This window comes from Bacillus sp. FSL M8-0077 (assembly GCF_038050255.1).
Classification (GTDB): Bacteria; Bacillota; Bacilli; order Bacillales; family Bacillaceae; genus Bacillus; species Bacillus altitudinis.
Window position 1 is genome coordinate 2,354,825 of sequence record NZ_JBBPAF010000001.1, and the last position, 17,552, is coordinate 2,372,376.

Here is a 17,552-nt window from a genome sequence, read left to right on the forward strand (position 1 = left end):
CATGATCATGTGGCGTTTAAGCTTGGTTTGTCCCGTTCTATCGTCAAATCTGATCTCTCTACCTTCCCAATATTTGTAAAAATGAGCAGGCATATACCTGATATGGCTTCGATCAGTCCACCAGCTGCAATGACATATCCTGAACCGAATAACGTCGCCATATAGCCACCAATGAGAGCGCCTAACGGTATCATTAAATACGAGATCATGTTAATAATCGCATACACTTGCGGCTGATCCTCCGCTTTTACTGACAATTGAATCATCGTATGTTCAGGTACATTGACTGCACTGATGGCTGCACCTAAGGCAAATGCAGATATAAACACAAGTGGTAATAAGGCATTCATCCCTGTAATGAAAAATGCAATTCCATCAACGATCCCTGCCCCGATAAACAACAGACCGTATCGATTCACTTTCACCTTTGTTAAAACGAATCCCATCAAAAATGCACCTAATGCCGTGGTCACTTTGATGAATGAATATACTACTGGTCCACTATGTAAATCTTCTGTTAAATAAATAACCGACAATGCCTCCCACGGTGCCGCAGCAAAATTGGAGCAGACACAAAAAATGGCTAATGGAAACAAAATATGATGACTTTTCACAAGTGAAAATCCCCTTATTAATCGTTTTCCGTATGATAATCCTTTTTTTCCTTTATCCATGATCGCTTCCGTTTTATATGTAATCAGCAAAACCAGCAAAGCGGACATGAGGTAAAGAGGAATAATCACAAGCATTGTATATCCTACCCCTACAAATGCAATCATGACACCACAAATCGTCACAGTCACAAGCCTGACCACATGACTGGCTGATTGAATGGTTGCATTCGCCTTTTGTATCACATCTTCATGCACAAGCTTTGGAATAATAGACACCGAAGCTGGTTCATAGGAACCACCAGTCGCTGAATGCAGCAACATACCGCCAATGATGAGTGCTAAAGGAGAAAAATCATAAAAATAACTCACCACAATCACAAGTATAATCGCCGCCCGAGTTAAATCAGCAAAGCACATCCAAAATTTCAATTGATGCGGCTTCATCATTGGGGTAATAAACGGCCCAATAATGGCTTGAGGGACAAAACTAACGGCAATAAAAAATGCTGTTCCAATTGCTCCTTTTCCCCCTAGCACTAAAAGCCACAAAATGGTGTTAAAAGATAAACTATCAGCAGTAATTTTACACATTTTAGAAAAAAATAGATAAGTAAAATTCCGTTTCCACAGGCTTTGAGCATTCAATCATCGACATCTCCCTAATTCATATCCTTTTTTTTACATCCACTCTTTCACAATAGCTTACAGGGATGCTCTCGTCAATCACATCAGCACGGTTTTTATTGACCATAAGAAATTGATTGGTTTGAACGTATTAAAAGATTGTTGACAAAGGGCGAAAATGAACTTGATTTTAGCCCTTTGTCTTCTTTTCAGCGTGATAGAAAACCTTTGCAGCCCTAGGAAGGACGAGTACTGGCGTGGAGCGAATTTGACATTCGTGAGCACCAGCACGCAGGACTGACAAAGAATGCGAGGGTTTGTCTACACGCTGAAAGCACCGGTTAGGTGCTTTTAATACTTACATGCTTCCCACAATAACCACTTTGTTTTCTCATAGATCGAATCAAATTGACTCATAGAAAGCGGGTTCTTTCCTCGCCCAAGTTCCACTGTATAGCCCTCACTTTTACATTGATAAATAAACCAATCACGATAACCTGCATAGCTATCAAGATATTGAATCGCTTTGTAACCGCTCACCCGTTCTAACCGTTCGACCGTCTCTTTTGAAATGGGCGGTTCGTGGCCAAGAAAACCCCAGTATATCTCTTCTCCTTGTGTATGAAGGGCAATTAATCGGTCAAAGCGTTTTCGTAAGGCGAGATGTGCCATTGCTTTCGCTTCTGGTTCTGTTAGCGGCTGATGCCCTGGAAAATCCCTATAAGACGGTGCCTTCGGCTTATTACGATAATATTCGATTTCCCAATAAGCAGGAAACTGATTGTTTAAATCAATTCCTCGAATATTCGCCTTCCATTCTCGATAATCGGAAAACCCACCATTTAGCGGCGCGATCTCTTCAGGGCAAAGCCCTAAAGATTCTGGGCCATTGCGAACCAAATCAACACCGTCTGGATTTACCATCGGGACAATAGACAAAGCAGTGGTCTGCAATATACGAACCGCTTCATGATGTCTTGCTTGCACTGGGTCAGAAGCCGCTAAACAAAGTGATTTAAGCCATTTTAATAATACAGAGGTCGTGATCCATTCATTTGCATGAAAAGAGGCATTAACATGTATGGAATGTAAATGTTGTACAGGCTCCGTACGGATTTCATAAATTGGCGTATCAAGCACTGATTGACCAATCACACTCATCTGAAGAAAAGGAAAAACAGCTTTCAAATATTGAAGCTCCCCTTCTAAGTGAGCGCTATCATATTCAAATGTTCCGCTGATCCAATCATCTGATTGCTGGAGCCGGTAAAGCGCAATGAAGCTTTGCACATCACCTATCGATTGAAATGAATGGGTCCCTTCTGGAAGTCTATACCCTGGTAAAAGGAGGTGATCCGTATTTGATTGATTGGATAAACGGAAAGCTTCTTTCCCTATACCAAGCTGCTTTGCCACATCCTCCTTTCTTGCTTCATCCAGCTTCCATTCAATTGTGCCAAACGACGTTATGTTCATTTACATCCCTCCTCTCACACTATATGAACCAGAAAGTAAAAAAAGAAAACCTCTGCTTGTAAATAGCAGAGGTTTTTTGTAAATTAAGACGCCTTTTTTAACTCAGTGTCATCTTCTTTTTTAGATGGTGAATGGTCCGAGTTGTTTCGGTCATAAAATCTAAGGAGATCTCCATAGATAATTTGATCAGAGAATTGAAGCTCTTGTTTTGCTTTTTCTTCATAAGACTGACAAACAGACTCATCTTCTCTCGGCTCACCCGTTTCTTTGTTGTAGCACACACCGGCTGTGAAAACACTGTCCTTCGTAATAAAACTTCCATCTCGAAGCACTGTGAAGTCATTTGTATCTTTTGATAATAGGTCATGACCAAATTGAATTTGCTTGCTTGTATCGATTCCTAGAAGGTTCATGACTGTTGGACGGATATCCACTTGGCCGCCAACTGTATCAATCTCTTTTGGATGTTTATCCGTGATACCAGGAATGTGTACAACAAATGGTACTTTTTGAAGCTGAACTTCTTCAAAAGGAGTAATGTCTTTGTTTAAGAATTGTCCCATTGCTTCGTTATGGTTTTCTGAAATTCCATAGTGATCCCCATATAAAACAAAGATAGAATTTTCGTACAAACCTGTTTCCTTCATCTTTTCAAAGAAAATCTTCAGCGCCTCATCTTGATATCGCACTGTCGGAAAGAACTTGTTTAACGTTTTGCTCTTAGAATCATATTCATCAATCAACTTATCTTCTTCGTCTAGATCAAATGGAAAGTGATTCGTTAATGTAATCAATCTCGTATAGAAAGGCTGCGGGATCGATTTCATCAATTCCGCTGACTGTTCGAAGAATGGACCATCTTTCAGCCCCCAGCCAACTGAATTTTCTTCATTTACATCAAATGATTTAATATCAAAAAACTTGTCGTAGCCAAAGCTATCGTAGATCAGGTCACGGTTCCAGAAACTTTTGTTATTCGCATGAATGACAGAAGAATGGTACCCCTCATCCTTTAACAGCTCAGGTGTGGCTGTATACTCATTGCTTGGATTTGTGAAGAACACAGCCCCTCTTCCAAGTGGATAGAGAGAGTTATCAACAATAAACTCCGAGTCCGATGTTTTTCCTTGGCCTGTTTGATGATAGAAATTAGTAAAGTTGTAGCTTTTCTTGATTAGTTTGTTGAGAAATGGGGTGATTTCTTTCCCATTTAATTTTTCATTGACCACAAAGCTCTGAGTAGACTCAAGTGAGACAAGGATGACATTTCGTCCTTTAGCTTGACCAAACGTCTTTTCATTACGATCGGTTTGATTTGCGCTTACATAGTTTTCAATTTCCGTTAAGCTATTGCTGTCAGCAAGAGCTCGCTGAGCAGACTGCTTTGATTGCAGCACTCCATCATAAATATGGAAATTATACAAGCTAATATTTTTCACCAGCATCTCACGGTCAAATGAACGAGTTAACAGCTCTGGTCTTTCTGTTTCAGCCAAACCAAGGTTAAAGAAGAAAGTGGCTGCCACAAATAAATAATACGCTGCTCGTTCTTTTCGTGAAATGGTGACATCCGTTCTAAAGAAAGGCTGCTTTTTATAGAGCCACATTAAAATGATGATATCAACGAACATCAATAAATCGACTGGTTCAATTAAAGAGGTAATACTTGACCCGAGGTCACCCATATTGTTTGTTTGAAATAGGACGGGGATGGTTAGAAAATCACTGTAGAATCGATAAAATACAATGTTAGCTAACAAAATAAATGTCAGAACAAAACTCGTCACGATGATATATCGATTGCGATTTTTTTCTTTAAAGAATAAACCGATACCGAAGATAAACAAGAGAAAGCTAAGCGGATTAATAAACAGGATAAATTCCTGCATGAAATTTTCTATTTTAATATTGAAGCTAGATTTATAGATAACATAGGTTTTGACCCACATGAGCAATGTCGCAATCAGTAAAAATGACATCGCCTTTAATCTTTTCTTTCGCATTGTAACCTCCTTATGCTAAGCAAGCACTCAAGCTAGGGATACACCCTAATTATTGGTGCTTCTTCAAAAATAACTAAACTATATCTTATCCTGTATGTGCTGGAAAATCAACGTCTTTTTCCTCATGACAAACTTATGAATATGCTAAACATTTCATTTCATGCCCATCTATCGCTTTTTTTAATAAAAATGACATCATGATGACTTTTTTATTTAAGACAACCATTTGTTTTTTGCCATCCATGCACCGCCGATCACGCCTGCATCGTTTCCTAGTGAGGCAATCACCACTTCAACATCCTCAGCACATGGCGGGAAGGCATGATGTTTGACGACACGCTCTACTTTACTGCGAAGAAGCTCGCCCGCTTTAGATACCCCCCCGCCAATGACGATTTTCGTTGGGTTTAAGGCACTAGCCAGATTCGCAAGGACAAGACCAAGATGGGTTGTCACTTCATCTACCACACGCATCCCAAGTTCGTCTCCGTTTTCTGCTGCCTCAAATACATCCTTTGCAGACAGTGAAGTAAGTGAGCCAAGTGATGATGTATGGCTATTTGTTTGTAATGTATCTTTTGCGATTCGGACGATACCTGTGGCAGACGCAATGGTTTCAATACAGCCTGTTCTCCCGCAGTTACATGGTGCTCCTTGAAAAGGAACGGCACAAATATGACCAATTTCTCCACCAGCACCTGTTTCGCCTTGAACCACTTCTCCATTGACAATAATACCGCCGCCAACCCCTGTGCCCAGTGTAACCATCAGGATGTTTTTGGCGCCATCACCTGCACCCTTCCACATTTCACCGAGTGCAGCAATGTTCGCATCATTTTCGATGACAGATGGAAGTCCTGTCTCTGCCTCTAAATGGTCTTTCAAGGGATAGTTTGTCCAGCCCAGATTCGTTGTTTTATAGACAATTCCGGATACTTTATCCACTGGTCCAGGTGCCCCCATACCGATCCCAATTAGCGCTGATTTCGGCATGCTGATCTCAACTAGTTTATGGTCAATTGACTTGGCAATGTCGACTGTAATTGTCTGCCCAGATTTATCCGTAGGAATCTCCCACTTATGCTGAATTTCACCATAAAGATTAATAAACGCAAGCTTAATTGTCGTACCGCCAAGATCAACTCCTACAAACCAATCCCCTGTCATACGTCCTCCACCTTCACATTGTTTTTCGATTTAATTTGGCTAGTTCCATTTGAAGGATGGTCATTGCGTTTGACCATTCAGTTCGATCGATGATGCCCGATGTGTACATTTCCTTCAATTCATCTGCCATAAATTCTAATTCCACTTCACGATCTCCGAAATACACGTAATTTCCAAATCTCATGAGCAGCTGCTGTACATCATATAACGTTTTCATTATTTTCACCATTTCTCTAAATCAACAGATAGGATAAGCGTATTCATAAATACGCTTTCAGTCAAGTCATTCAACGTGTTTGGGTGTTTTCAATATATTGTTTCAACTTTAAAAATTGGTCATTTTGCGGATCTTGTTTTAATGCTTTTTCGATGAAGTCGTCTGCTTCCGCTGTCTCGCCTTTTTCTACATATAACAACGATAAGTGATACAATTTATTCGGCTCATTTGGATCTTTTTCGAGCGACTTTTGCAAATACTCAATGGCCTTGTCAAGATGTCCAAGCTGCGCTTCGGAAAGTGCATATATATGAAGTGCTTCAGCTGAGGCATCCTTTTGCTTTACATATTCCTCTAGACGCTGACTTGCTTCGCTATAGTTCTTTTCATCAAATAAACTCGCTGCCTCGCTAGTTGCCGCCGCTTCTTTTTGATCGTCTGAATGAAACCCTGTATACAATCCAAACCCGCCAATAAGAAGGAGAAGAAGACTAGCAAGAAGCATTTTGACAGGCTGAAACTGTTTAGGAAGACGGACCACTAAAGCGGCTAAAAATCCACCTACAAGCCCCCCAAGATGCCCTGCATTATCGATCCCTGATACAGTGAAACCTATCCCTAAGTTGATGAGAATAATCACGATAATATTTGTCCCCATCGTACGAAAGAAGAGCTTCCGGTTAGAGATCGCTAAATATAGCAATGCACCTAAACAGCCAAAGATCGCACCCGATGCTCCGGCTGCGATGGCTGTATTAAACACAAAGCTCGCTATAGAGCCAAAGATACCGGAAATCAAATAAATTAGCAAAAATCTTCTTGAACCATAAATTCTCTCAACAGCCGCTCCAACGGACCAAAGAGCAAATGTATTAAAGAGTAAATGCGTCAAACCAATGTGTAAAAACATAGGTGTCACAAAGCGCCACCATTCACCCTCTAAAATCAGCACATTATTTTTCGCACCGAATGCTGTTAAAGTGGCTGTATTGGTACTTCCACCAGATAATTCAAGTAAAAGAAACATCACCACTTGAACTGCGATTAACAAGTAGGTGAAAATCGGTCTGCCATTTTGAAAAACGGCCCGTTCTCGTTCACGCTGCTTTTCCTGATCTTGAAATGCCTGAAGCACGTTCATTTTAAGCTGCATCACATCTTCGGCTGTATCTGCCTTCGCCTCTTCTACATCAAGCGAAAGTGATGTATTCAGCCATTTTTGCAGCTCGTGTCCATCGTTTTGAAGGGTTTCTTCATTCAGTAAAACAGGTGTCACCGTCACCTTTTGCTGTTTTTGCGGTTGACCGTTTATGTCTTCCCAATCATCTACTGGATGATCAGCTGTAAATTGTAGCTGCAGGAGATGAAGAGAACGTTTACGCATGGCTTCTCTCAACTGATTCATCCGAAAGGCCTGCTCTTCCATATCTCGAACGATCTCCTGTCTAAAATTCACATCTCTTCTATATAGACGGATGAGATCATATCCTGAGTTTCGTGGTGCTTCAAAAAAGATTTCATCTTCTGGGTACGGACTTTGAATCATCTCGTATCCTTTTTGTCTTAGTTCATCAATCACTCGCCAAAATAGACTATCTATGACATTCATTCATTCGCGCTCCATTTTTTACATTATTATAGCAAGAATTACTCTTATACGCATTTCTCAACAAAAAAATCCCGGCTTTTGCGGGATTAAAATGCTTGGCGAATAAATTTCGTCCGAAAATATGGGATTTTCATCAGCCATTTAATAAAAAAGTGACGCACTTGGTTTTGACCTAAGATCAAATTCATGACCCGATAACGATTTTGCACAAGAACGAATGCAAACAGTGTGAACACAATGCTCCAAATCATTTTATTCATCATATTCCCTCCTATGTTCGTATCGTGGCTTAAATAGGATTTGTTTATGCATGAACCATCATTTTTATCGCTGACAATGGCCTCTTTTATTAGTCAGTTTTCACAGCCTAATCCCTTGTTCTTTTGATTGAATATAAAACTCTTCTCCATACTCTGTTTGAAGATAAGATACATCAAATTGTTGAAGGTCAATCAAATCCTTGAACGTATGAGGCAGTTTACCATTCCACTCTAACTCTTCGATCTTATGCGGGAAGTTGTGATCGTTTGGATTTGGTATATGGATATATACTGCGTCTAATGCAGGATCTTGTTCGTAAATACAAATCCATGTTTGATATGGCTTTTCAAAACCTTCAAGCAGCTTGAGTGTTCTATTGTACAAGGCGACATGAGCTTTAATATGCTCTCTTCTTATTTTCAAGCTATTTTTCCCAACACCCCAAAAATCAAGATGTGTATGAAAAAAATCGAACCAATAATCATGATCAAGTTGTAAGTCAAAAGTATTCACTTCCTCCCACAAATTACGGAAGTATCTTTTCTTTCCTCGAAATTTTTTCAAAACACGCCTCCTACTAGCTAAAATGCCATGAGCTAATGAAACGATCTCAACACAAAAAGCCCGTTTTGGACAATGAGCGGGCCTTCACTTTTGATATAACGTACCTTTTTCACTGACAATCATAGAAACCGGTATGTCGTGCGCTTCAGCCGGTATATGCCTCGTCTGCTGTAAAGACAAACAAAGGGCAATCGTTACGCCGTGGTAGTCCGCTAAGTAGCGATCATAATAGCCGCCACCAAATCCAATCCGGTAACCACGTTGATCGAAGCACACCCCAGGGACAATGATCAAATCAATGGCTTCTTTATGCACAGCTGTAGACTCAAGAGGATCTGGCTCCAATAGCCCAAAGTAGCTGGATGTCATCTTTGTTTCAGGTGTATATTCATAAAACACCATCTCTTTTGTTTTCGGAAAACAGGTGGGAATACAAACTGTTTTTCCTTCTTCCCACGCTTTTTCAATCAGAGGCATTGTCGGTATTTCTTTTCCCCTAGACATAGTCAAAGCAATCGTTTTCGCCTGTTTCCATGCTGGCAGCTGCAACACGTGTTCATGAAGTAGAGCGGCGTGGCGATTGAACTCTTCAGCGCTTATCTGATCAAGCATGGCTAATGTTTGAAGGCGGAGCTCCTTTTTCATACAGGTTCATCTCCCATCATAAAAAAACAGCAGGAAAATTCCCTGCTGCTTACTTTGTTTCACGATGTAAAGTTTGTTTTTTATCACGTGAGCAATACTTTTTGAATTCAACGCGATCTGGATTGTTTCGCTTATTCTTTTTAGTAATATAGTTACGCTCACCGCATTCAGTGCAAGCTAGAGTAATATTTACGCGCATGTTTTTCCCTCCAAACTAAAATCAATTCACATTCAGACCTAACTATAATACCACTTCTAGCTAAGGAATGCTAGAATGTTTTTTCACCAATTTCATTTTTCAATGCATTCCACCCGCATCCTGATCCATATTGTCTAGTCATGTGATGAAAAATCGCCTTCTCCCCTATAAAAACACGTTCTTTGTCGTACTGTATACATGAGAACCCCCTCTTTGTTCCACAGCTTTTTTTCATCTGATCCGTCTTCTTTTATTTTAACAGCGGGCAAGGTTTTCATACTCGGTTTCCCTATAAAAAGAAAAATGATGAAAAAAAGGTGATTTTTTCAGCAATTCCTTTTGAAACTAGCTTTTTTATGGTATAAAAAAGAAGGGTCGAAAACTGTCTGAAACAAACATGAGAGCCTTTTTTGGCTTTCAGCATTAAAATATGAATAAAAGGTGATGAAACATGGAAATTGCAATTATCGGATTGCTTGTTGTCAGTATTGTACTGATCGCATTCTCATATTTTCAAAGAGAGCCGATTAAAGAAGTCGAACAGGAACTTGAAACACTTCAACTATCTGCAATGCAAGAAATCTATAAACTGAAAAAGAAAATGAAGGTTCTTGAAGAAGAATTGCTTGAAACAAACATCGTTGTCCGCAAGCATTCAGAAATTGATCCATCTATTGCAAGACAAATCATTTCAAAGCATCAAAATGGCATGTCTCCTGAGGCCATTGCGCGCGCTGAGCATGTATCTGTAGAAGATGTGAACATGATCATTAAAGACAACGAGAGGGTGCTTGTATGACGAAAAAAAGCATCCAAACGTTTGCAGCAGGTATGATTCTTGCAACTGGTGTTCTGGCGATCGTCTTTTTCCTTACTGGAAAAGATGAAGCGGCAGCTGATTCTACAACAAAAGAAACCCTCGCAGCGAAAGTGACAGACACTGACGTGAAAAATTACTTAGACTCTAAAAAAGAAGTCTCCGTCAGCCGTGAAACATATCAACAACTTCTTGATTATAAAGAAAAAGCGCTGAAAGCAAATGAAGACGGCGATTCTCAGAACGATAAACAAACAACGGACAAGCCAAAAGGCAAAACGGTTAAATTCGTGATTAAAAACGGTATGAGCACAAGTGATGTTTCAGACATGCTTGAAAAGGACGGAATCATCAACTCGTCTAAAGATTTTAATGATTACGTGATAGACGCTGGCTACCATAAAGAAATTCGTGCCGGCAAATTCAATTTAAAAACAGGTATGACATTCAAACAAATCGTCAAAGCCTTAACAAAATAACATCAAAAACCCCCTGGCGGCATTGAGCACCAGGGGGTTTTTGATTATCCAAATCTTCCTGATATATAATCATTTGTTCTTTGATCATTCGGCTCTGAAAACATCACATTCGTATCATTGACCTCAACAAGCTCGCCCATCAAAAAGAACGCTGTTCGGTCGGATACCCTTGCCGCTTGCTGCATATTATGCGTCACAATGGCAATCGTGTATTTCTCTTTCAGTTTCATGATCAATTCTTCAATCTTTAATGTTGAAACAGGATCAAGCGCAGATGTTGGTTCATCCATTAATAGAATATCAGGGCTTGTGGCAATGGCTCTTGCGATACAAAGGCGCTGCTGCTGACCGCCGGAAAGACCTAATGCAGGCGCACTCAATCGATCTTTCACTTCATCCCAAAGGGCAACATCACGAAGCGCTTTTTCAGCGATTTCTTTCAATTGCTGCTTGCTCTTCACCCCATGAATTCTTGGCCCGTAGACGACATTATCAAAGATAGATTGAGGGAATGGGTTTCCCTTTTGAAAGACCATCCCGACGTTTTTACGCAGTTCCACTAGATCGACACGGCCTTTTAAAATATTGTCACCGTTATACATCATATCCCCGGTGATTTTCACACCTGGCACTGTTTTGACCATGAGATTTAAGGTCTTTATAAATGTTGACTTTCCGCAGCCGGACGGGCCGATAATCGCTGTGACCTCATGCTCTTTAATGTCTAAATCAATATGCTTCAGTGCGTGATGCTGACCGTACCAAAGGTTCATATCATTCACACGAAACACTTCTTTTTTGGCTGTTTCAATTGCTACTGCATTCATCAAAATCCACCCGCCTTATCCGAATCGACCATTAATATAGTCTTCTGTTTTTTGCTGCGCAGGACGTGTAAAGATACGTTCAGTCGCATCGTATTCCACTAGATCACCGTTCAGGAAAAAGGCTGTATGATCAGATACACGTAACGCTTGCTGCATATTATGTGTGACAATGACAATCGAATAATCATGTTTCAATTCCGATAATAGCTCTTCAATTTTTGCATTTGAGATCGGGTCTAAGGCAGAAGCCGGTTCATCTAATAAAAGCACGCTAGGTTTCATCGCAAGGGTACGTGCAATACAGAGACGCTGCTGCTGGCCACCTGATAATGATAAGGCAGAGCGGTGCAAACGATCTTTGACCTCATCCCATAGCGCTGCCTTTGTTAAGCTTTCTTCTACCGCATCATCAAGCACTGATTTCCTTTTTTCACCCGCATATTTTAGCGCATGCGTAATGTTGTTGTAGATGGATTTAGGAAATGGATTTGGCTTTTGGAAGACCATCCCGATTTCTCTTCTTAAATTCACCACATTAATACGGTCATCCAAAATATTTAACCCTTCGTACATGATCGCCCCTTCACTTCGTGCACCTGGAATCAGGTCATTCATGCGGTTAATACTGCGTAAAAAAGTCGATTTTCCGCACCCTGATGGGCCAATTAATGCAGTGATTGCATTTTTTTCAATTTCAAATGAAATTTGATTGACCGCTCTTTTTTCACCATAATAAATACTTAAATCCTGCACCTGTAGAATCTGTTCCGCTTGAAGTGGAGCCTTTTTTGCTGCAATCTCTTTTTTTTCTGCTAGCATTTGAACCATATCCCCTTCACACCTCTCACTATTTATTTTGACGTAAGCTTCTTATGAATAAATGAACCAAGCCATCTAGCTGCTAAGTTGAATACTAAAACAGAGAGCACAAGTACGGCTGATGCACCATTTGCAATGGCCTCTGCATCTGGAATAATCCCCTGTGTATTGACGTTCCATATATGAACGGCTAATGTTTCTGCCGGTCTAAAAATATTCAGTGGTGACGTATCGGAGAAAGGACTCCAGTTTGTAAAATCAAGACGCGGTGTTGAAAGACCTGCTGTGAAAAGAAGAGCAGCCGCCTCACCGAAAACTCTTCCCGATGCTAAAATCGCTCCGGTAATAATGGATGGAATCGCACCTGGGATTAGAACTGTCTTCACTGTATGCCACTTTGTCACACCGAGCGCAAGCGATGCTTCCTTTTGATCCTTCGGTACAGATCGAAGTGCATCTTCTGTCACCCTGACCATCACTGGCAGATTAAAGACAGTGAGCGCAAGGGCTCCTCCGATGATCGTATAGCCCCATCCTGTTAAATTAACAAACATCAGCAAACCAAACATACCGATGACGATCGATGGCAGGGAAGATAACACTTCAATACATGTACGAATAAAATCAGTCACTTTATTTTGAGGTGCATATTCTGCCATGTACACCCCGCCGCCCACGCCAAGAGGCACGGTAAACAGCATCGTAATAAATAGAATGTAAAACGAGTTAAACAGCTGATCCCTAATACCGCCGCCAGAGCCAATCGCACTTGAGCGGGTAGTCAAAAAGTCAAAATTTAATTCTTTGGCACCGTTGAAGATGATATAAGAAAACAAGCCAACAAGTATCGCCGTAATAATGGCGGCACATAATCCAAAAACGATTGTGGCAAAACGATCGGTCATTTTGCTATTCATTAAATCTTCCTCCTAGATGACAAGTATCTGATAATGAGTATGAACATAAATGATACAACTAGAAGGACAAGTCCCATTGACCAAAGTGTATTGTTTTCAACACTTCCATACGTTGTATGTCCCATGTTTAACGTAATAATGGTTGTTAATGTACCAGCTGTGTCCATAATACTTTCTGGTAGATTACGCGTGTTTCCAATGACCATCTGAACGGCAAGGGCTTCTCCAAATGCTCTTGCCATTCCAAGCACGACTGCTGTCATTAATGTCGGAAGCGCTGCAGGTACAAGAACACGTCTGATCGTTTGCCATCTTGTTGCGCCTAATGCATACGATCCCTCACGTAAACTTTTTGGAAGTGAAGCCATTGCGTCAGTTGCAATGGATGTAACAGTTGGCAGAATCATAATAGAAAGGACAATCGTTCCTGCTAAAACACTGTGCCCTGAACCGCTTGACTTAAAGTGTCCAATAAACGGCACCAATACTGTAAGACCTATGAATCCGTAAACAACGGATGGAATCCCTACAAGCAGTTCAATCACTGGCTGGAGAATTTTCCGTCCCCATGCAGGTGCAATTTCTGTCATAAAGATCGCTCCTGCGATGCCTAGCGGTGCTGCTATGAGTGCTGATAGAAGCGTGACAGCGATTGATCCAAAGATAAATGGAAATGCGCCGTATTGCGGATTTTCTGCTGTAGGGTTCCAATTGATACTGGTTAAGAACTCAATTGGGCTTACACCATTTACGATGAAAGATTGTAAACCCTTAATGCCAAGGAAGATCGTGATGGCAATTGATACAGCAATCATGAAGAATGCGCAAAATTTCACCAAAATACTTCCTCTTACTTCATCCATTTGCCTATTTTTTTTCGAGCTGATCAGTCGATCGCTCGCTTCTGTATGTTCTATCTGTTTCATCTTTTTCTACACTCCTATGAATGTCATAAAAGGAAAAGTGAAAAGCTCCACTTTTCCTTCATCATCAATTCAAGACCTTTTACTTATCTGTTTGTTTGCCTGTTGCGTCTCTTTCTACTTTCATATTAGAGACTGAGATGTAGCCTTGGTCTTTAACGATTTCTTTTTGTACTTCGTCACTCATCAAGTAATCTAAAAATTGTTTTGCTAAACCGTCTGGCTCACCTTTTGTATAAGAGTGCTCGTATGCCCAAATTGTATATTTACCGCTTTCTACATTGCTTTCTTCTGGTTTCACACCATCAATGCTAAGCGGTGTAATTTTGTCATCTGTTAAATAAGAGAATGCTAGGTACCCAATCGCACCTGGTGTTTCTGCAATCAACTTTTTCACTGTGTTTGAAGAATCCTCTGTGATTCCTTCTGCAGGTGTCGCGCCGTCAAGTGCATATTTCACAAATGTTGCACGAGTTCCTGATGAGTCAGGTCTGTTCACAAGTGTGATTTTTTGGTCTTTCCCGCCAAGCTCTTTCCAGTTTTTGATTTTACCAGTGAAGATTTTTTTCAATTCGTCCTTTGTGATGTCTTTGACACCAACTTCAGGGTTAACAGCTGCCGCCATTCCAACAACTGCTACTTTGTGGTCTGTTAAAGCTTTTGCGTCGATTCCGTCTTTCTCTTCTGCGAATACATCTGAGTTACCAATTTGTACAGATCCTTCTGATACTTGAGAAAGTCCTGTTCCTGAACCGCCGGCTTGTACTTGAATATCGGCTTTTGGATGTTTATCCATGAATTTTTCTGCTGCCGCAAGAACTAAAGGCTGCATCGCAGATGATCCTGAGATGGTAATGGAACCTGATGCCTCATCTTTGTTTGAAGCATTTCCTTTACTGTCTTTTGAATCTCCGCTTGAGCTGCTGTTTCCGCATGCTGTGACGAATGCTAACAATGCGATAGTAAGGAAAGAAAGCAGCCATAATTTGTTCTTTTTCATTTCAAGAATACCCCCTGAATAATTTGTCCTACGAGTAATACATTAAAGGTTCTTTATTAATTTCGTTTAAATGGAATGTTAAGGTTTTGTAAATGTCGAAGATTTGTAGAGAAATTGCGGGGTTTTTTATGATTTTTGTCAATTTATATCGAAAAGTTTGAAGAAAATATAAAAAAACGCCCACAAAAAGTGAGCGTTTTTACCTAGAATAGGTCTAGTTATTTGTTTCTGCTTCATTTTCAATTTTGTTTTTGTTCTTCGCTTGTGTATCATTGCTTTCCTGTTTCGATTTCAGTTCAAAGTACTTGTCTAATACTTGTTCACCAATATCATTTGTAATTGGATAGCGCTGGTTGTAATCTTGATACACCCAAGGCACGACGACTGAAATCGCTACTTCTGGATTATCAGCAGGCGCATACGCAACAAGTGTTGTGTTATACGTCGGTGTGCCGCGTTTGCTTTTAATCGGGCCGTCATAGAATGATTGAGCGGTCCCTGTTTTGCCAGCTGGATTGTATTTTTTGTTACCAAAGTTCGAATATGCTGTCCCTCTTGGGTTCTGCATCACAAGCTTGAACCCTTGCTGTACGCGTTTGATCTGATCACTTGTCATATCGAGCTTATTTAGTACATCCGGCTTGACGGACTCCGTTACAGCCCCAATGCCTCTTTGCGGATCTGGCTCTCTCACTTCTTTTACGAGCTGAGGACGTAAACGATAGCCGCCATTGGCAATCGTTGAGACGTATTGCGCCATTTGCAGCGGTGTAAACGTGTCATATTGTCCAATCGCATAGTCAAGTAAAAGACCAGATTGTGTAGATGTTCCACGATAACCAGTTGCTTCGTTTGGCAGGTCAATACCTGTCTCCACTCCAAGACCAAATTTACTAAAATTGTAACGGAACGTATCAAACGCCTTTGTATCAATTGGGAGCGCCTGGTTCTTACGGTATTCCCCTTTTCCGATAGCGATCGCTGTTTTGAACATATACACGTTTGATGAACGCTCTAGCGCTGTTAAATCATTAATGAGTCCCATATTTGCATAGGATTTCTTTGGCGGTGACTGCGCGATATAGAGCGGTTCATCGTATTGTGTACTTCCGATGTGAATAGCCCCTGTTTTATATCCTGTCAGTACAGTTGCCCCTTTTACAGCTGATCCCATCGCATATGATGATGTCATCGTTCCTAGTGCATAGTCATCAAATTTGTATGTCCCATTCTTATTGGTAATCTGTTTACCCGCAATCGAGAGCACTTCCCCATTTCTCGGGTCCATCATGACAACAAACGCACGATCAAGAAGTTCTGTGCCGCCTCTTTGCTTCGCACTTTTCAAGTTCTTTTCGATGATTTTTTCCACCGCTTTTTGCAGCTGAATATCAATCGTCAGCACAAGGTCTTTCCCGCTCTTTCCTTCTGTTAACACTTTAGAGCTTGTGACATTGCCTTCTTTATCTGTTGTACTTTGTTCTTTTTCTTTTTGACCTTGCAGCACATCTTCATATTGATATTCTAGATAGCTTTTTCCTACACGATCATTTCGGCTGTAGCCGAGTGATAGATAATGTTCAAGCAGTGACGACGGAAGACCTTCATCACTTGAAGACACACTGCCGAGCATACTGCGGAGCAGTCCTTTATAAGGATAGCTGCGCGACCAGTCTGTTGTGACATCTACACCTGGCAGCTCGTCCAAATGCTCAGAGACGTAAGCAATTTCACTTGGTTTTACATCTTCATTTTTAATGAATTGAGGCGTAAGTGCATAGCCTGCATCCATTTGTCTTTTAATCGCAAGCACTTGCAAATCTTTTTTCGTCAGTTGATTTAATTCCTTGTCTGTGATGCGTTTCAGCTGGAGCTCGTATAGTTTATCATCAGAGACCTTATCGTCACCCTTTAAATCGGCTTCCTTTTGAACAAGCTTTTTCGCTTCATTCGGATGGGTTAAGATCCAGAAATCTTTTTTATCACGATCTGTGATTTTCTTCGTACTTACGTGAATCATATCCGCTAATTTTGTTGCCACTTTGAGCCGCTCTTCTTGTGAAGTCGTCGAGGTTCTCGTATATGTAATGGCATTTAGCGCTTTATTGCTGACAATCGTATTATAGTTTCGATCATAAATTTTTCCTCGCGGAGCAGATGAACTTACATTCACGTCTTCTTGTTTTTCTGCCTGCTTTTTATAATCTTCTCCATTCACAATCTGTACAAAACCGAGTCTGACCACAACACCGGTAAAAATAATGAACGCAGCTAAAAATAATAAATTCAGCCGGATCGGAAGTGTTTTGCGCCCTTCCTTCGCGTCTTTTTTGTTTTTCTTGTTTCTCATCACATCACCTTTTCTATCAAGAAAGAAATGGCACCCCTTTT

Annotated in this window: 18 protein-coding genes; 2 read left to right on the forward strand and 16 right to left on the reverse strand. The window is 40.7% G+C overall.

Annotation, left to right across the window (positions count from 1 at the left end):
* Window positions 1-5 precede the first annotated feature (5 nt).
* From NST57_RS12135 to rpmG, 10 genes are all read right to left on the reverse strand, one after another.
* Window positions 6-1,259, reverse strand: a complete 1,254-nt coding sequence (locus tag NST57_RS12135; protein ID WP_341298611.1) for an MFS transporter — start codon at window positions 1,257-1,259, stop codon at window positions 6-8.
* Window positions 1,260-1,589: 330 nt separating this feature from the next.
* Window positions 1,590-2,714, reverse strand: a complete 1,125-nt coding sequence (locus NST57_RS12140) for a M14 family metallopeptidase (protein WP_341298612.1) — start codon at window positions 2,712-2,714, stop codon at window positions 1,590-1,592.
* Window positions 2,715-2,797: 83 nt separating this feature from the next.
* A complete protein-coding gene (locus NST57_RS12145; protein ID WP_142155501.1) occupies window positions 2,798-4,717 on the reverse strand; it encodes a sulfatase-like hydrolase/transferase in 1,920 nt (639 codons plus the stop codon).
* A 213-nt stretch (window positions 4,718-4,930) separates the two neighbouring features.
* The gene (locus tag NST57_RS12150) at window positions 4,931-5,884 is read right to left on the reverse strand and encodes an ROK family glucokinase (protein ID WP_142155502.1); all 954 of its coding nucleotides are present in this window, start codon (window positions 5,882-5,884) and stop codon (window positions 4,931-4,933) included.
* A gap of 13 nt (window positions 5,885-5,897) precedes the next feature.
* The gene (locus NST57_RS12155) at window positions 5,898-6,101 is read right to left on the reverse strand and encodes a YqgQ family protein (RefSeq protein ID WP_008342322.1); all 204 of its coding nucleotides are present in this window, start codon (window positions 6,099-6,101) and stop codon (window positions 5,898-5,900) included.
* A gap of 70 nt (window positions 6,102-6,171) precedes the next feature.
* Entirely contained in the window at window positions 6,172-7,710 is a 1,539-nt protein-coding gene (locus NST57_RS12160) for a rhomboid family intramembrane serine protease (protein ID WP_341298613.1), read from the reverse strand.
* 86 nt (window positions 7,711-7,796) lie between these two features.
* Complete coding sequence (locus tag NST57_RS12165; protein ID WP_017357994.1) at window positions 7,797-7,970, reverse strand: hypothetical protein; 174 nt, start codon at window positions 7,968-7,970, stop codon at window positions 7,797-7,799.
* A 100-nt stretch (window positions 7,971-8,070) separates the two neighbouring features.
* Window positions 8,071-8,535, reverse strand: coding sequence for a hypothetical protein (locus tag NST57_RS12170; protein WP_341298614.1), 465 nt, complete (start codon window positions 8,533-8,535; stop codon window positions 8,071-8,073).
* Between the two features lie 84 nt (window positions 8,536-8,619).
* Window positions 8,620-9,180, reverse strand: coding sequence for a 5-formyltetrahydrofolate cyclo-ligase (locus tag NST57_RS12175; RefSeq protein ID WP_045034376.1), 561 nt, complete (start codon window positions 9,178-9,180; stop codon window positions 8,620-8,622).
* A 49-nt stretch (window positions 9,181-9,229) separates the two neighbouring features.
* Complete coding sequence (gene rpmG, locus NST57_RS12180; protein ID WP_008360061.1) at window positions 9,230-9,379, reverse strand: 50S ribosomal protein L33; 150 nt, start codon at window positions 9,377-9,379, stop codon at window positions 9,230-9,232.
* Between the two features lie 451 nt (window positions 9,380-9,830).
* Here rpmG and NST57_RS12185 point away from each other — a divergent pair, with 451 nt between their 5' ends.
* Window positions 9,831-10,178, forward strand: coding sequence for a hypothetical protein (locus NST57_RS12185; RefSeq protein ID WP_003217285.1), 348 nt, complete (start codon window positions 9,831-9,833; stop codon window positions 10,176-10,178).
* Window positions 10,175-10,675, forward strand: coding sequence for an endolytic transglycosylase MltG (locus NST57_RS12190; RefSeq protein ID WP_008342335.1), 501 nt, complete (start codon window positions 10,175-10,177; stop codon window positions 10,673-10,675). Before NST57_RS12185 ends, NST57_RS12190 begins: the two co-directional genes overlap by 4 nt.
* A 44-nt stretch (window positions 10,676-10,719) precedes the next feature.
* Here the strand turns inward: NST57_RS12190 and pstB (NST57_RS12195) are convergent, their stop codons facing one another.
* From pstB (NST57_RS12195) to NST57_RS12220, 6 genes are all read right to left on the reverse strand, one after another.
* A complete protein-coding gene (pstB, locus tag NST57_RS12195) occupies window positions 10,720-11,502 on the reverse strand; it encodes a phosphate ABC transporter ATP-binding protein PstB (protein ID WP_341298615.1) in 783 nt (260 codons plus the stop codon).
* Window positions 11,503-11,517: 15 nt separating this feature from the next.
* Window positions 11,518-12,330 carry a phosphate ABC transporter ATP-binding protein PstB gene (gene pstB / locus NST57_RS12200; RefSeq protein ID WP_007501258.1) on the reverse strand — a complete coding sequence of 271 codons (813 nt, stop codon included), beginning with the start codon at window positions 12,328-12,330 and terminating at the stop codon, window positions 11,518-11,520.
* Between the two features lie 23 nt (window positions 12,331-12,353).
* Window positions 12,354-13,238: a phosphate ABC transporter permease PstA gene (gene pstA, locus NST57_RS12205; RefSeq protein WP_007501259.1), complete on the reverse strand. Its 885-nt coding sequence runs from the start codon at window positions 13,236-13,238 to the stop codon at window positions 12,354-12,356.
* A complete protein-coding gene (gene pstC, locus NST57_RS12210) occupies window positions 13,238-14,164 on the reverse strand; it encodes a phosphate ABC transporter permease subunit PstC (RefSeq protein ID WP_142155505.1) in 927 nt (308 codons plus the stop codon). The genes pstA and pstC overlap by 1 nt, the downstream gene beginning before the upstream one ends.
* A 79-nt stretch (window positions 14,165-14,243) precedes the next feature.
* Entirely contained in the window at window positions 14,244-15,161 is a 918-nt protein-coding gene (locus tag NST57_RS12215) for a phosphate ABC transporter substrate-binding protein (RefSeq protein WP_341298616.1), read from the reverse strand.
* 214 nt (window positions 15,162-15,375) lie between these two features.
* Window positions 15,376-17,511 (reverse strand): peptidoglycan D,D-transpeptidase FtsI family protein, encoded by a 2,136-nt coding sequence (locus tag NST57_RS12220; RefSeq protein WP_341298617.1) that lies wholly within the window; start codon window positions 17,509-17,511, stop codon window positions 15,376-15,378.
* Window positions 17,512-17,552: the final 41 nt, after the last annotated feature.

Bases quoted from the DNA above. Each gene is read 5' to 3' on its own strand.
- NST57_RS12140 (WP_341298612.1), bottom strand. From the start codon at position 2,714: ATGAACATAACGTCGTTTGGCACAATTGAATGGAAGCTGGATGAAGCA.
- NST57_RS12145 (WP_142155501.1), bottom strand. From the start codon at position 4,717: ATGCGAAAGAAAAGATTAAAGGCGATGTCATTTTTACTGATTGCGACA.
- NST57_RS12150 (WP_142155502.1), bottom strand. From the start codon at position 5,884: ATGACAGGGGATTGGTTTGTAGGAGTTGATCTTGGCGGTACGACAATT.
- NST57_RS12155 (WP_008342322.1), bottom strand. From the start codon at position 6,101: ATGAAAACGTTATATGATGTACAGCAGCTGCTCATGAGATTTGGAAAT.
- NST57_RS12160 (WP_341298613.1), bottom strand. From the start codon at position 7,710: ATGAATGTCATAGATAGTCTATTTTGGCGAGTGATTGATGAACTAAGA.
- NST57_RS12165 (WP_017357994.1), bottom strand. From the start codon at position 7,970: ATGAATAAAATGATTTGGAGCATTGTGTTCACACTGTTTGCATTCGTT.
- NST57_RS12175 (WP_045034376.1), bottom strand. From the start codon at position 9,180: ATGAAAAAGGAGCTCCGCCTTCAAACATTAGCCATGCTTGATCAGATA.
- rpmG (WP_008360061.1), bottom strand. From the start codon at position 9,379: ATGCGCGTAAATATTACTCTAGCTTGCACTGAATGCGGTGAGCGTAAC.
- NST57_RS12185 (WP_003217285.1), top strand. From the start codon at position 9,831: ATGGAAATTGCAATTATCGGATTGCTTGTTGTCAGTATTGTACTGATC.
- NST57_RS12190 (WP_008342335.1), top strand. From the start codon at position 10,175: ATGACGAAAAAAAGCATCCAAACGTTTGCAGCAGGTATGATTCTTGCA.
- pstB (WP_341298615.1), bottom strand. From the start codon at position 11,502: ATGAATGCAGTAGCAATTGAAACAGCCAAAAAAGAAGTGTTTCGTGTG.
- pstB (WP_007501258.1), bottom strand. From the start codon at position 12,330: ATGGTTCAAATGCTAGCAGAAAAAAAAGAGATTGCAGCAAAAAAGGCT.
- pstA (WP_007501259.1), bottom strand. From the start codon at position 13,238: ATGAATAGCAAAATGACCGATCGTTTTGCCACAATCGTTTTTGGATTA.
- pstC (WP_142155505.1), bottom strand. From the start codon at position 14,164: ATGAAACAGATAGAACATACAGAAGCGAGCGATCGACTGATCAGCTCG.
- NST57_RS12215 (WP_341298616.1), bottom strand. From the start codon at position 15,161: ATGAAAAAGAACAAATTATGGCTGCTTTCTTTCCTTACTATCGCATTG.
- NST57_RS12220 (WP_341298617.1), bottom strand. From the start codon at position 17,511: ATGAGAAACAAGAAAAACAAAAAAGACGCGAAGGAAGGGCGCAAAACA.